General features: G+C 48.8%; 17 protein-coding genes. 1 reads left to right on the top strand and 16 read right to left on the bottom strand.

Annotated features, from left to right (window positions below; translation table 11 throughout):
• Positions 1-88: 88 nt before the first annotated feature.
• From R7Q11_RS23915 to R7Q11_RS23840, 16 genes are all read right to left on the bottom strand, one after another.
• Positions 89-586 (bottom strand): phage tail tube protein, encoded by a 498-nt coding sequence (locus R7Q11_RS23915; RefSeq protein WP_213866504.1) that lies wholly within the window; start codon positions 584-586, stop codon positions 89-91.
• A 2-nt stretch (positions 587-588) separates the two neighbouring features.
• A complete protein-coding gene (gene gpU / locus R7Q11_RS23910) occupies positions 589-1,038 on the bottom strand; it encodes a phage tail terminator protein (RefSeq protein ID WP_213866503.1) in 450 nt (149 codons plus the stop codon).
• Entirely contained in the window at positions 1,028-1,660 is a 633-nt protein-coding gene (locus tag R7Q11_RS23905; protein WP_005376962.1) for a phage tail protein, read from the bottom strand. Before R7Q11_RS23905 ends, gpU begins: the two co-directional genes overlap by 11 nt.
• Positions 1,657-1,947 carry a hypothetical protein gene (locus tag R7Q11_RS23900; protein WP_005376961.1) on the bottom strand — a complete coding sequence of 97 codons (291 nt, stop codon included), beginning with the start codon at positions 1,945-1,947 and terminating at the stop codon, positions 1,657-1,659. The genes R7Q11_RS23905 and R7Q11_RS23900 overlap by 4 nt, the downstream gene beginning before the upstream one ends.
• An 8-nt stretch (positions 1,948-1,955) precedes the next feature.
• Complete coding sequence (locus R7Q11_RS23895) at positions 1,956-2,447, bottom strand: hypothetical protein (protein ID WP_045545273.1); 492 nt, start codon at positions 2,445-2,447, stop codon at positions 1,956-1,958.
• 64 nt (positions 2,448-2,511) lie between these two features.
• Positions 2,512-3,549 (bottom strand): major capsid protein, encoded by a 1,038-nt coding sequence (locus tag R7Q11_RS23890; RefSeq protein ID WP_005424539.1) that lies wholly within the window; start codon positions 3,547-3,549, stop codon positions 2,512-2,514.
• A gap of 40 nt (positions 3,550-3,589) precedes the next feature.
• On the bottom strand, positions 3,590-3,931 hold the full coding sequence (locus R7Q11_RS23885) for a head decoration protein (protein ID WP_005376958.1): 342 nt from the start codon (positions 3,929-3,931) through the stop codon (positions 3,590-3,592).
• Between the two features lie 13 nt (positions 3,932-3,944).
• Positions 3,945-5,297, bottom strand: a complete 1,353-nt coding sequence (locus tag R7Q11_RS23880) for a S49 family peptidase (RefSeq protein ID WP_225466776.1) — start codon at positions 5,295-5,297, stop codon at positions 3,945-3,947.
• Positions 5,290-6,846, bottom strand: coding sequence for a phage portal protein (locus R7Q11_RS23875; protein WP_213866501.1), 1,557 nt, complete (start codon positions 6,844-6,846; stop codon positions 5,290-5,292). Before R7Q11_RS23875 ends, R7Q11_RS23880 begins: the two co-directional genes overlap by 8 nt.
• Positions 6,846-7,055: a gpW family head-tail joining protein gene (gene gpW / locus R7Q11_RS23870; RefSeq protein ID WP_005424556.1), complete on the bottom strand. Its 210-nt coding sequence runs from the start codon at positions 7,053-7,055 to the stop codon at positions 6,846-6,848. Before gpW ends, R7Q11_RS23875 begins: the two co-directional genes overlap by 1 nt.
• Positions 7,052-8,959, bottom strand: coding sequence for a terminase gpA endonuclease subunit (locus R7Q11_RS23865; protein WP_225466775.1), 1,908 nt, complete (start codon positions 8,957-8,959; stop codon positions 7,052-7,054). Before R7Q11_RS23865 ends, gpW begins: the two co-directional genes overlap by 4 nt.
• Positions 8,916-9,518 (bottom strand): terminase small subunit, encoded by a 603-nt coding sequence (locus R7Q11_RS23860; RefSeq protein WP_140340513.1) that lies wholly within the window; start codon positions 9,516-9,518, stop codon positions 8,916-8,918. The genes R7Q11_RS23865 and R7Q11_RS23860 overlap by 44 nt, the downstream gene beginning before the upstream one ends.
• Before the next feature lie 114 nt (positions 9,519-9,632).
• On the bottom strand, positions 9,633-10,115 hold the full coding sequence (locus R7Q11_RS23855; protein ID WP_213866499.1) for a lysis protein: 483 nt from the start codon (positions 10,113-10,115) through the stop codon (positions 9,633-9,635).
• Positions 10,097-10,576, bottom strand: coding sequence for a lysozyme (locus R7Q11_RS23850; RefSeq protein ID WP_213866498.1), 480 nt, complete (start codon positions 10,574-10,576; stop codon positions 10,097-10,099). The genes R7Q11_RS23855 and R7Q11_RS23850 overlap by 19 nt, the downstream gene beginning before the upstream one ends.
• Positions 10,563-10,754 carry a hypothetical protein gene (locus R7Q11_RS23845; RefSeq protein WP_005376950.1) on the bottom strand — a complete coding sequence of 64 codons (192 nt, stop codon included), beginning with the start codon at positions 10,752-10,754 and terminating at the stop codon, positions 10,563-10,565. The genes R7Q11_RS23850 and R7Q11_RS23845 overlap by 14 nt, the downstream gene beginning before the upstream one ends.
• A 155-nt stretch (positions 10,755-10,909) precedes the next feature.
• Complete coding sequence (locus tag R7Q11_RS23840) at positions 10,910-11,578, bottom strand: hypothetical protein (RefSeq protein WP_213866497.1); 669 nt, start codon at positions 11,576-11,578, stop codon at positions 10,910-10,912.
• 81 nt (positions 11,579-11,659) lie between these two features.
• Between R7Q11_RS23840 and R7Q11_RS23835 the strand changes: the two genes are divergently transcribed.
• Entirely contained in the window at positions 11,660-12,034 is a 375-nt protein-coding gene (locus R7Q11_RS23835) for a hypothetical protein (RefSeq protein WP_225466774.1), read from the top strand.
• Positions 12,035-12,169: the final 135 nt, after the last annotated feature.

The following is a 12,169-nucleotide window of genomic DNA, read 5'->3' as shown; positions in this document are numbered from 1 at the left end:
AGTCTTTCTAAACCAGACAACTGAGTGATGGTGACGCTTATGTCATCGACAGGTACGGTTTTTGTTTTCAAAAAAAGCTGGGTCATGATTATGCTCCTGCGCCAGCGGCTTGTTCAGCAATCAGCATTTCCGCGAGTTTTGGCTTGCCAACGTTTTTGAATTTAACTGAGCGAGTGATTTTCTCTTTAATCGTCACCGCTTTACCCAATGAGTTGATGTAGCCAGAATAGGCATCCACCGTCCCATTTGGGTATTTTGAGCGATACTCAGTAACCGTTCCGTTTTCGACATCATCAACAAGTTGTTGTTGACCAGGTTCACCTGGCTTCCAAACGATCGTTAAATTGGTTTCGCCTGCTGACTTTTGACCTGGCGTGGTCTTTGCCCAGTCCGCATCAGGGTCGTCTAGGTAGTTATCTTCTTCATCTTCCACGGTGATTTCACCTGGTTGAAGCTCTTTGATACCGCCTACCTTGTCCCACTTGGCGTCATCAAGATAATCTGCAGTAGTAAGCAGTTCTTGGTCGTCTTTTTTGCGCCAGAACGTAGTGCCAGCGCCTTTGATAGCTTTAGTTGGGTCCGACATGATTAAACCTCTTCGGTGTATTCAATAGTAAATGCCAAGTCCAGCGTTCCCCATGGCTGCTCTTCGTCTTGTGCGTATCCAAACGATTGACGATTACAGAGGTCGAGAAGACCGTTGGCGGTGTAATGTTTGGTGATGATCTTGAGAACTTCTTCACCTAATGCGTCGAGCTCTTGCTCCGTGTTGTTGTCTGCAACCAGATAGATTCTGATAGTCAGATCAGAGCGCCATGTGATCTCTTCAAAATCTTCTTCAACGCATTGACCTTCGGAAACGGAGACTGAAATGGCAGGGATGTCAGTATCATTCTCTTTAGCTTCAAATTCGGGAACCGCGATGTATCTGGGGTTGCCATTAAAAAACGTTGCGATGATTGACTCGCCAGTCTCATCGACTAACCCTGCTTTCAAATCAGCAACGACTTGTTTGCGTATAGTGTTGTTAATTTCCACGACCAACCTCTCTGCGAATAACCAAGCGGATTTGTTGCTTCATCGCGCTGGACAGCTCTTTTTTCATGTCCGTTCGAAGCAACTCATCGCTGTGCTTTTTAAATGCTTTGGTGATTTCATTCACGATTGGCACCTTGCACACTTTGATGGGGTGCCTTGCATCCGAGACACGTTGCATGATGTGCCAACGACCGTTCTTCAGCTTTTGTAAGAAGGCATTCTCGAATCGGTGCCGACCGACAACAATGGCGGTGTTACCGGATAACTCTCGCTTTTGGTAACGACCATTTCGGCCTCGGTTAACTCGGCTGATTTGGTATTGCCCTCGCTTGCGCCGAATTTGGGTTCTAGCCGTATCGATAGAGATGGCAGGAACATCGAACCTGCGCACTCTGACAAAAGCCACTGGCATTTTCCCTGTGGCCTTTTTTGTTATCGACGCGCGAGGGCGAATAACTTTTTGCTTGATACGAACGGCTTTTGCGGTGTCTTTCACTGACCGAGAAACAGCTCGAGCAGCCACACGGTTAATCGCCATTGCACTGGCTTTCGGTACCGCGTTACTTTGTAATGAGGAAAGGTTTTTAACGGCTAGCGCCAATTCCCGATCAATGCTATTCATAAGATCACCACAATATTTCCGTCTTCTGGATAAGGGCCACTGGTGACAGTGAGCTTTCTGCCCGAGGAAACGAACTCGATAGGTGTTCCCTTCTTCGGTCTGACATTGTCTGCTTTCTTAAATGTCAGCTTGCGAGCGATGCCTGCCATAGCGTCAAACTGGTTTAGGGATTCGTCATAAATGGCTTTGATAGGTTCTCCACCATTGACTTTCACCCAAACACCAAACGCTTCAGAAACCGTGTTATCCACCTCTTCCATTAACTGGTCGAATTCGTTATCAAACATAAGCTGCCTTACATCGTCGCGACGAAATAAGCCAAGCCTGCGTCCACCGCTTCCATCGCGGTTTCTTCATCTAAAAACGGCTTATCGCCACGTTTGAGCAGCACCGTCTTTTGGCCTTGCAAACACTGAAACGGCTTATCCACGAGAACTTGCACATTGCCTTTTTCATCGGCATTGACTTCTGGCGGCTCACCATCGTCTAGAACCGTGGCATCATCGGGTAATTCGACCGCAGCACCGATAAGCACTTCCGATTGTTCGCTGGTTTGACTCTCGGTTTGTTCGCTTTGATCACCGGCAGTATGGTTAGCGTCATTTCCTTGCGTTTGCGACTGTGCTTCATCATCGGATTCGTCCATGTCTGGTAACTTGGCTTCCAAATCGTCAATGACTTTATTTAGCTGAGGTTCGGTCGTTTTGTCTGAATACTGCGGTTCAGTAATACCGAGCTCTTTGCAAAGCTCATCAACACGTTTTTTCAGGTTTTCTTTTCGGCTCATGATTGGCTCCAAAGTTAAAATGGGTCCGTGGACCCATTTTGCTTTTCGTTAGTGGTGGTCAGGATTAACCGACTTTGACGACAACAACTTTGTTAACGTCAATGAGGTACATCGCAGGGGCGGCTTCCGTTTTGGTATAGCGAACTTCTGGATCGCCATTTTCCGTCCAATCTTTCACGTAGCGTTCGGCTTCATCAAAGCCTTCACGCTGAGCGGATAAGTCTTGGATTTGACCGTACAGACGCGCACCGCGCAGTTCGGTATGCGCCAAAATCAACGTGAAGTCGCGTTGAACTTTCTTCGTTGTGCCGTCACGGTCGATGTACTCTTCATCCACCACGATGATGGTGACATCGCCAAGATTGCCTTTAACGCTAACCGTTGCACCTAAGTCTTTTAGCGCGGTTTCCAGCTGAGAGTTAGAGCCACGGCGAGTTTCCAGCGCGTCATTGAACTTCTCGAATTTGCGCATCAACGCCCACGTTTTAGGATCGGTAATGATGACATTCGTCAGGCCTTCAGAAATCGCCGCCCAAGTTTCAATGTCACCAACGATGTCGTAGGTAGCAAAGTCTTTATTCGCCCACTGAGCCGCCGAAAGAAGCGTGATCATGTTGTCCGCATTTCGGCCTGCATCAATTTCGTAAGGCTTATCAATGTAAGGGCTGTCGATCACGGTTTTACCGTCATAGACCATCTCGGCACACATCAGCTCTTCACGGTCACGAACCGCTTGCTCTTCGATGTCGAGGTTTTGCATCACAATCGCGTTTTGACGATCACCTGCCGACATAGAGCCTGTGATTGGCTCGCCTGGTCGGCGCTTAACGCTTTGGTTTGCCGTTACTGCGTGTTTTGACTTCACGTATGCAGGCTTAAAGCTTGAGGTTTTAAAGCCTTGATTGCGGTCTATTGCGGCACCAATCATCGGTGAGCAAAATGCTGCAATCTTGGTTTTATTTGGGATCATGTCGAGGTCGACTTTTTCCGTATCGAAGGTATACATCTCACGGAAGAAGAAGCGCATGAAGAAGTTGTCGCGACGAATCCCTGCTTCTTGAATGGCTCCAAGCAGTTCGCGAGTGGTGTAATTATCAGGCATAAGAAGCTCTTTTTTTTCTGAATTCAAAGAAAACGACGAATTAGTATTCGTCGTCTACGAAAACTGGACTGCCAAGGAAAGCAGCGCGTTTTTGCTTGTTGGTTGTGACCGTATCTGGCCAGTTCACAAAACCGATACGAAAGCCACCCTGTAGGTAAACTGTCGATTCTTGGTCGCTGCCTGTATTCGTCACATCACGAGCCGAGATAGCGATGGCTTTGCCTGGTGTACCGTCCCATTCCACCAAAGTGGCGGCGTCAGTCGCGTCGACCATTAATGGGGTTCGAGCAGGAAAAGATACGCCCGTTTTGATGGTTGCTCGCGCCGTGACTGGTGCGCTAATAAACAGCTCATCTGGTGTGTATTCTGTTTGTTCTAACATGCGAGTTTCCTTGTTAAATGCGTGTGTATGAAGACGCTAGCGCTTTGATGTTCTTTTGTTCTTCGGTGACATCACCGGAACCAACATCATCACCAAGAGGTTCACCGTGCTCTGAGGCCAGTGCCATTAATGCCGACTCGTTTTGCGCAGTGGCACTAACTGGTACTGAAGCAAGTAAGGCCTTGGCTTCATCGACGCTAATTTTTGGGTTACTGGCAAGTTGCTGCGCGAGCGCTTCACGCCCTTTGGCTTCTTCTAGGCCAATAATGCCCATGCAGCGTTCACGCTCTTTTGTGGCTGGGTCCGTGGACTCATCACTTTGCGCGCTCGCTTGTGGCTGTTCTGGAGTAGATTGCTGTTCTTCAGTTGGAGTTTGCGGAGTCGCTGGAGCGGCGGCTTGTTGTGGATTGCCTTGCTCACCCGTTGCGACTGGTTGTTGTTCTGCTTGCACCGTCATAGCGGCTCCCATATCAAAGGTGGTTTGTTGTTTCTTGAACTGTTCAGCCATGATCTGAACCGCATCAAGACCGTTGACGACTTCGTTTGCGAAGCCAACATCCACTGCGGCTTGGCCTTCGTAGACCTGCGCCTCAGTCGATAGAATGGTTTTAATGTCGACGCCCATGTACTCGGCGGCTTTACCTGCGAACATTTGACGTGTGCTCTCTGCTTCGGATTGCCATTTCTCTCGCACCTCTTTCGGCAGAGATTGGTAAGGGTTGCCATCGGCTTTATGGTCACCTGCCGTCACAAGGGTGATTTCCACGCCTTGCTGATCCAGCATCTTCTCGATGTTGGTGTGCGCCATAATCACGCCCACCGAGCCTGCGATGCCCGTTTGAGTTATGAGGCGCCTTGAACACGCACTCGCAATCATTTGGCCTGCACTGCAGTGCATGTCGTAACCGAGGGACCAGATAGGTTTGATTTTGCGCATCTCTGCGATTTTGTCGGCCAAGTCAAAACAACCTGCGACCATGCCGCCCGGTGTGTTCATATCCAGCAAAATGGCTTTGACTTCGGGGTCTGCGACCGCTGCTCGCAAGCGGTGCATAATGCCGTCGTACCCTGTCATCCCCGAGTAGGGTTTGATGTGGCCATACTTATGAACCAACGAACCATCAATCGGAATGATGGCAATACCCTGAGAGACTTGATAGCTGCGGTTACTGCTACGAGTCCGAGAAAAGCCAGAAGCGACTTTTTTCATGTCGTTCTCACGCAGGACTTGCCCTTCGGTGTCGGTTATCTGGACCACATTGCCGAGACGTTGGCTGAGCGCCGAGAAAAATACCCGAGCGTAACCAGCTTCTAAGGCGAGCGGCCTGTTGAATGTGTTGCTGATTAGGTGTTGTAAATTATTCATTTGAACTCTCGCTTGGGTTATCCGGTGCTAACGCTTGTAGCTTCATCCAGCTTGGCGGTGGCAAACCTTTCGATTTGCGCTCTTCCATCTCTGCCAACTGTTGATCAAAGATTTCTTGATAGTCTTCACCGAGTAGCGCGAGCTCTTTCTCATACGTCGATAGACCTGAGTCGATACGCAGTACGGCTTCTTTGACTTCTTTCAATCCATCAATAGCCAGTCGACCAGAGCCAATCCAGTCACACTTGGTCCAAGCGTTGCGGCGTTCGTAGAAGTTGAATCGCGCTTTGCTTGGCAGCTTGATGTAGCCACGCAAGATCATTTCTTCGAACATGAGTGCGAAGATTTGGCTGGCGAATCGGTTAGCAATGATTTTTCGTCGACCCATGAAGTAACGCCATGAATCGTTGTGCGAAGCACGAATGGTGCTGTAAGACATTTGCGCGTAATTGCGCGACAGCTGCGCGTAATCCACGCCCAATCCAGCCGCAACGTAGCGGATGATGGATTGCTCCAAGGCCGCGAATCCGTTATCAGCATTCCCTGCGCTGTGCAGGTTGATTTTGTCACCTGGCATGAGGTGAGGCAGTTTGACGCCGTTGAACTTGACCTCGTTGGTGGCGTAGTAATCGCCGTAGGTCATTAGCATCTTTTCGACCGCGCCATTTTGCTGCGCACCGAACAAGTACTCCATCGCTTGGTCCGTTCCAAGCTCTGACTCGATACTGGCGGCGTACATGGCGTTAACAATCGCTCGCTGTAACGTGGTGTTCTGTAAGGTGTCGAGCATCTTCAATTGCTCTAAACACGATAAGAACTTGTTCACGCCACGACATTGCCCACCTTCCGATGGCTCAAAGATATGCAAGAACCCCATGCGTCCCGAGCGTAGACGCTTCGGTACTTCACGCCATTTCTTTGGCGAGCCAAAGTTATCGGCTCCTTCTTCAATGAAGTAGGAAATGGCTTCGCCATGTCGATTGAAGCGCATCCCACCACGCTGATGGGGTTTGTCCATCATGTAGTTGGGGTTGTTAACCTTGCGTGGCGCGACCATGCGAATGCAGGTTGAAAAGTGCGAATGCCGACGGTCTATCCATTCGGGCTTCGCCATGATTTCGCCCGTGTGAGCATGCGTTTCAATGCCCTCTCGCATCATCATGGTGAACGTGCGGCGACCTTCTGCGTCGATAAAGCAGTTCGGGTCTTCGGCGATGTCACGAAAAATGGCTTCCACTTCACGCACGAACCCTTTGTCTGGATCGATACCGAGCAATAGCCAGTTTGGTTTGTAACTGAGGCGAAACTCAGAGCCAATGATGTGGTCTTTGTGTAGCTGGATGCCGTTTGCAGCAATACCGTTATTGCGCGTGACATCGTCTGTTCTGGCGTTCGCCTGTTTCATGACAGGCAAGAAAGCAGCGTCTACCGATTTTGACGGTGGGTTCCAATCGCTCATCTGGCCACCAAACCCTGAACCGCCAGCTCGATACACCGCATCTCTTAATGGTGTTTGACCATCTGCAGCCAGTAGTCCGGTGTGTGTCATTAGAATGAAACTCCTGCTGGGCCGCGACGACGAACTGAGCTCAATCCTAACTGTCCACGCAAGTCATCAATGTAGGCGCGAAGTTCATGGATGTTGGCTCGACTGTATTCAACTTTGCGATCTCCTTTCTGTACGGAAACCGCCATCTTTCCTGTTTGCAAGCTATGAAAGGCGGCTTCGGCCTGTTGCAACATTTCTTGTTTTGTCATCTTGATCCACCTTTCAATCTCGCGGCTAATTCAGCGATGCTGAGACCGGATGTTTGTGGTTGTTCTTGAGGTTGTTGGGGTTGCGGCTCTTCCAGTTCGAGACCGAACCGTTGAGTGAGAATGTTGAGTGCCGCATACGCATACACCCATCCGTCTAACGCTTCATCAAATGGGTGGTATTGCTTCACCCATCGCCAAACTTGTCGCCCTGACTTGTCATGTTCCAACTTTTTATTGGCTGAGCAGAGCTGCTTGAAAAACTCATCACCGGCTATGTCATCATCCAGTGGAAAGTGAACACATCCAGGCACAGGTTCATCACCTTTTGGGTTTAAACCTAAACGGCTGTAAAGTCGTTGCTTGATACCGTCGGTACCTAACCTAGTGAGGTAGACTTTTTTGTTGTTTTTCTTGCGAGGGAAGTTTTGTATCGGCTTGCCGTATTGGTTCTCACCTTGGATTGGGATCACCCACATCACGCCGTGCGTTCGACTCATCTGGTAAACGTCATCGGTTTTATGGCCCATGGCGTCCCAACACCAAAGCTGAACGTCCATCACTTGGCCACTGCGCTTTTTGTAGGTCCGATACAGCGCTTTTCCGGCGGCATCCTTTAATACTTGGCTCGATAAATCCCCGAGAAGAACGATGTGCTCAACAAGCCAACATTCCTCACCTGGTCCCCACGCCCACACAAAGAGCTCGATGCGGTCATCCTGAGTGTCAATGCCTCCGGTCAAAACCACGGCTCGCTCAGGCACTGGGTTACTGGTGCGACTCTCAGCCCACCATATTTCACGGCGCGACTTGAGATGCTCCCAATCTAGCTTCTCTCCGTTCTCACCATCCCAAAGCTCACCGAGCGTTAGGTTGACGAACGTTTTGAGCTGACTTGGGTCGTCTTTCTTGTTGAGGAAGTCACGCACTATGCCACGCCAACCTGCACTCAATTTGGTGTTGTATCCTGACCAAATGTGAATGCCGACGCTGCTTGGCGTTGGCGCTGGGTTGTCGTCTATATCAAAGAACTCATGGCCATCGCGTGTCCATGTGCCATCTTCAGCAATCCAACGACCTGCAAGCTCCATCTTGTAGAGGTGCTTGTAGTAGATAGGGTCGTCACAATGCACGCAGCTGTAATAAACCGTCTTTGATTTTTTCTCGATACTTGGCTGAGTGTTGTCCCACTTGAAGCCGTGCTTATCTTCTTTACTGCCCCACTCTAAAACCTGCTCGGTTCCGCAGTGTGGGCATGGCAGAGAAAAGCGGAAAGTCAGCTCCATCTTTGCCATTAGGCGTTCAACGTGCGACTCGCCTGTATTGGTTGGTGTGGTTCCCCACCTTGCCATCGGGAAAGCGGCGCCTTCCAAACGCATTCTCGCAAGATCGATAGGGTTACCTTCTTTACCGACCTCCCAATCCCATCCGTCAATCTCATCACCGAACAGCGCGCCTTTAGTCAGAGCGCGCATGTTTCGCGGTGTGGATGTGCCTAGGACATGCAGCGACCAGCCTGTTCCCTGTTTGTAGGAAACGGTGTTTCGGTGGTCCTTAGCGAATAAGGCTGGGAAGATTTGGTGCATGATTGGCATTTCCTGCCAAGCAGCATCAATTTCGGTGACAGAGATGTTTTTTGCGTCGTTCTCTGTCGGTACGTAAATCACGGTGTTGGTTTTGAACTGAGCATGCAGACAAGAGTTTGCTGCTATGACCAACTTGGACCAGCCAACACGAGCCGACTTTTGCATGGTCAGCTCGGATATAGCGCGGTTGCACATCATGTTGAGTGGCACAACCTGCAAAGGCAGTGTTTCCCAAAAGCCTTCTTCCTGAGAAGAACCAGCGGCTAACCGGAAATGCTTATTGGCCCACTCCGCTCCCTTGATGGCGATTGTTCTCCTCATCCCCATCAAGCCACGACGGACTTTCGTCTGGATCGCTGTCAATGTAATCGGAGAGGTTTGGTTGAACATCGGCACACTCATTTAATACAGCAGCAATCACGGCCTCTAGAACTTCCACCGCTTCGGGTGGCATGTCGGGCCATGCGTTCTTTAGTTTCGGAAGGAGGGTGTCGAGGCGTGTGCCCACTCTGGCGCATACCTGTTCCAAGGTGTCGACGATGATGTCTATTGGTGCGTAACTCTTTTCAAACAGTACGCGCTTGGCTTTTAGCATCGCCAACTTTTCGCGCCGTTCCTCTAACTTGAGATCGCGTTCTAATTTCGCAAACGCTTCCTCATCTTCTTGCTCGGTTTCCGGTTTTGAATCGGAGGCTTTTGATTGCGATTTATAGGTAATGTAAGCATGGATACACGCAAGAGGATCGATACCATTTCGCCCTTTGGCGACAGGCAGAACCCCTTGTTGCGTAAGGTTTCGGACCTGTCTAGATGAGATGCCAAGAAGCGTCGCTATGTCCAACTGCGTGAACTTTTTGCTCGGGTTGAATAGTTCGCTCATTCATGGTTTTTGACCGGAAACCGGAAACCTCCAAAAATAAAAAATTTTTTAACGAGAGCTTTTCTGCGAGGTCGAGCCCCCGTGGTCGCTCAGGGTGCCTGAAAGGACCCGCGATCATAATTGATCTTCTGCTAGGCATTGAGTCCTGATGTAATCTTGCAAATACTTTGTCTGCTGCTCGTTCTCAATCATCATTCGCCTGAGACGTAGATAATCTTGTTCAGCTGCGGCTCCAAGTCTTGGGGTGTTTGCATTGCCCATGCTTCTGGTGCTGGTGACTTCGGGCACTGCTGGGCAATCTGCCTGGACATACACCCGCTTAGGGCCAGTGCTGAGACTATCGCTAAGACGATCAATCTCTTCTTTTGCTGCGGATAACTCTGCTGCATGCTTCTCTCCCAATTGGTTGAAGGATTGAATTTGAACTCGCTGCTGGTGTAGCGCTGCGATATAGCCCTGAATCTCGCTCTTTACCAAGGTTAGCTGGCTTTCAGCGATATCAGCCCGACTGCTTTCCACAAACAATGCTGCCGAGAGTGTCGCAACCACTACTACCGCAATAGCTGTCGCCCATACTGTCAGCTTTGCATTAGGCATACTTCCCTCTCGATATCTCGTCGGTTCATCAATCCTTTCCACGGTTTGCCTGCTGCATACACCCATCGTTTAAGCTGGTCACATGCTGCATACAGCTCACCTTTGTTGAGCAGCTTTAGTAACGTCGAGCGTGAGAATGAGCCAATGCCAACGTTAAACGTGAAAGAGTAAAGAGCTGCTCGTGTCGTCTCAGGGATATCAACGTGAATCATCGGGTCGACCATTCGCTTAACATCAGCCAAGTCAGACTCGAGCAATTCATCACACTCGGCTTGTGAGTAGACTTTGTCTGAAATGATGCCTGCTCCTGTATGTCCGTAACAAACAGTTTGAACGCCAGCGACATCGATGTAAGGAGTATACCGAACACCTTCCATTGGCTTTACCATTGCTGTCGCCATAATAAGAGCCGAAGCTCCTGCGGCTGCTAACATCTTGACTGCAGAATTAAGGTGCTTCATCGCCATAGTCCTTTTCAAAACGCTTTTTCTGCCAGTAGTTATTAATCCAGGCAGTAATTAGCATGCCAGCCAAAGCAATCAGCACCGTATAACCGTCTGCAGATATAGATCCAAACACTCCTATTACCCCATTCCAAAAATAAGATAGGGCGCTGGATATCTTTTCGTTCATACGCATACTCACCCCCTTACTGGAGTGCCCTTTTGCTTGGATAAAAATGAAAAAACCCCGCCAAGGCGAGGTTTTCGATAATTTATGATAGACACAAAAAAACCGCCTAAGTGGCGGTTATTTTCAATACTGTGTACTTATCCATAATGGATATATACACATTAAATTGCCCCGTTTTTATTTTCAAGCTCTTTTTTGAATAACTTTCGCGCGGACTTGTCATAGTTAATTAGCAAGGTACGAATCACTTCAATGTGTTTTTCCCATTCAGACCAGTGGTTTTGGTAATAGCGAGTGCGTTTCTTTCTGAACCCATCAGACTCAATATTCTTGTCTTTACAATCTACTTCCACCAGCGCTTTGATTAAGAATTGACGGCTAACACTGGGCGTATATTGAATACCATCATGATCGAAGTGAGTCTGAGCGCCAGCCATTTGCTCGAGCGCAATATTACCAGCGATAGTACTGATGAGAGCCTTAACTTTAAGGCAGGTACGCTTTTGAACAATCATGCCTTGCTCAGATGAAACAACAACCCAATCATTCAAAATACTTTCCACAAGGCGCTTCTTGTTTTCTTTGGAGTTCCAGAGCGGAGATGCGTAAGCGTACAGGCTCCAATCGGCCAAATGCGCTGCTTTCTTCTGCATTCTATCAATCGTTAAAAGCACTTTTGCGCCATCAATTAGAGATGCCATTTGGTAGTCAGCAGCCCCGAAACCACCGCCACCACCAGAACCGTCATTATACTTTGCTTTGATGCCTTCCGTAGCCATACCAATTGCCGCTGGCATCGGCCACGTTTCAATGTTTGTCGCTAATCCCATAATATTCCCTGTACGAGTTTGGAAACATGATTACATAGAGTTATACTGTATATAAACACAGCATAGCTCTTAATTTGAAGTATGTACAAAACAATTCAACGCCTAGTAGGACATCACATCTGCCGAATCGGTCCTGATGGTCCATGCAGTTGCGACAGCACTGAGGATAACGTATCGGTGCTAACAACTAATGGCGACTGGAAAGCCATCCCTTTTGGCGGCTTTATGGAAGTGGGCAACGTTATAGGTGTAAGGCGCCTAAAGATAATGGATGTGTGTGCGCTGTGTTCTGATGATGAAGGTCACAAAATCGTTTATACCATTCCGAGAAACCACTACCTCGTGGGGAGTTACCTAAATGGGAAGTGCTTTATTCTACTTTATGATGGAGAAGTAAAGCACTACCTGGACAAGAACGCAGATCAAGACACGAAGAACAATGTGGTTTGGTTGTAACGAAATTTAATACCGATAACAAAAAAGCCGCCTTTCGGCAGCTTTTTTTCAAATTAGACATTGTGCCGTCCTAAATAAGGTTGACACTTTCCCCCAAAAAAATTGGAGAGTGTTATGAAATCAACAACTAAAAGA

It is taken from the genome of Vibrio sp. 970, assembly GCF_033339075.1.
This window is presented reverse-complemented; position numbering and strand designations above follow the sequence as displayed.

What these genes read in the sequence shown, in the direction of transcription:
- R7Q11_RS23850 (WP_213866498.1), bottom strand. Translation starts at nt 10,576, where the DNA reads ATGAAGCACCTTAATTCTGCAGTCAAGATGTTAGCAGCCGCAGGAGCT.
- R7Q11_RS23900 (WP_005376961.1), bottom strand. Translation starts at nt 1,947, where the DNA reads ATGTTTGATAACGAATTCGACCAGTTAATGGAAGAGGTGGATAACACG.
- R7Q11_RS23835 (WP_225466774.1), top strand. Translation starts at nt 11,660, where the DNA reads ATGTACAAAACAATTCAACGCCTAGTAGGACATCACATCTGCCGAATC.
- R7Q11_RS23860 (WP_140340513.1), bottom strand. Translation starts at nt 9,518, where the DNA reads ATGAGCGAACTATTCAACCCGAGCAAAAAGTTCACGCAGTTGGACATA.
- R7Q11_RS23915 (WP_213866504.1), bottom strand. Translation starts at nt 586, where the DNA reads ATGTCGGACCCAACTAAAGCTATCAAAGGCGCTGGCACTACGTTCTGG.
- R7Q11_RS23895 (WP_045545273.1), bottom strand. Translation starts at nt 2,447, where the DNA reads ATGAGCCGAAAAGAAAACCTGAAAAAACGTGTTGATGAGCTTTGCAAA.
- R7Q11_RS23890 (WP_005424539.1), bottom strand. Translation starts at nt 3,549, where the DNA reads ATGCCTGATAATTACACCACTCGCGAACTGCTTGGAGCCATTCAAGAA.
- R7Q11_RS23845 (WP_005376950.1), bottom strand. Translation starts at nt 10,754, where the DNA reads ATGCGTATGAACGAAAAGATATCCAGCGCCCTATCTTATTTTTGGAAT.
- R7Q11_RS23875 (WP_213866501.1), bottom strand. Translation starts at nt 6,846, where the DNA reads ATGACACACACCGGACTACTGGCTGCAGATGGTCAAACACCATTAAGA.
- R7Q11_RS23905 (WP_005376962.1), bottom strand. Translation starts at nt 1,660, where the DNA reads ATGAATAGCATTGATCGGGAATTGGCGCTAGCCGTTAAAAACCTTTCC.
- gpW (WP_005424556.1), bottom strand. Translation starts at nt 7,055, where the DNA reads ATGACAAAACAAGAAATGTTGCAACAGGCCGAAGCCGCCTTTCATAGC.
- R7Q11_RS23880 (WP_225466776.1), bottom strand. Translation starts at nt 5,297, where the DNA reads ATGAATAATTTACAACACCTAATCAGCAACACATTCAACAGGCCGCTC.
- R7Q11_RS23865 (WP_225466775.1), bottom strand. Translation starts at nt 8,959, where the DNA reads ATGAGGAGAACAATCGCCATCAAGGGAGCGGAGTGGGCCAATAAGCAT.
- R7Q11_RS23855 (WP_213866499.1), bottom strand. Translation starts at nt 10,115, where the DNA reads ATGCCTAATGCAAAGCTGACAGTATGGGCGACAGCTATTGCGGTAGTA.
- R7Q11_RS23840 (WP_213866497.1), bottom strand. Translation starts at nt 11,578, where the DNA reads ATGGGATTAGCGACAAACATTGAAACGTGGCCGATGCCAGCGGCAATT.
- R7Q11_RS23885 (WP_005376958.1), bottom strand. Translation starts at nt 3,931, where the DNA reads ATGTTAGAACAAACAGAATACACACCAGATGAGCTGTTTATTAGCGCA.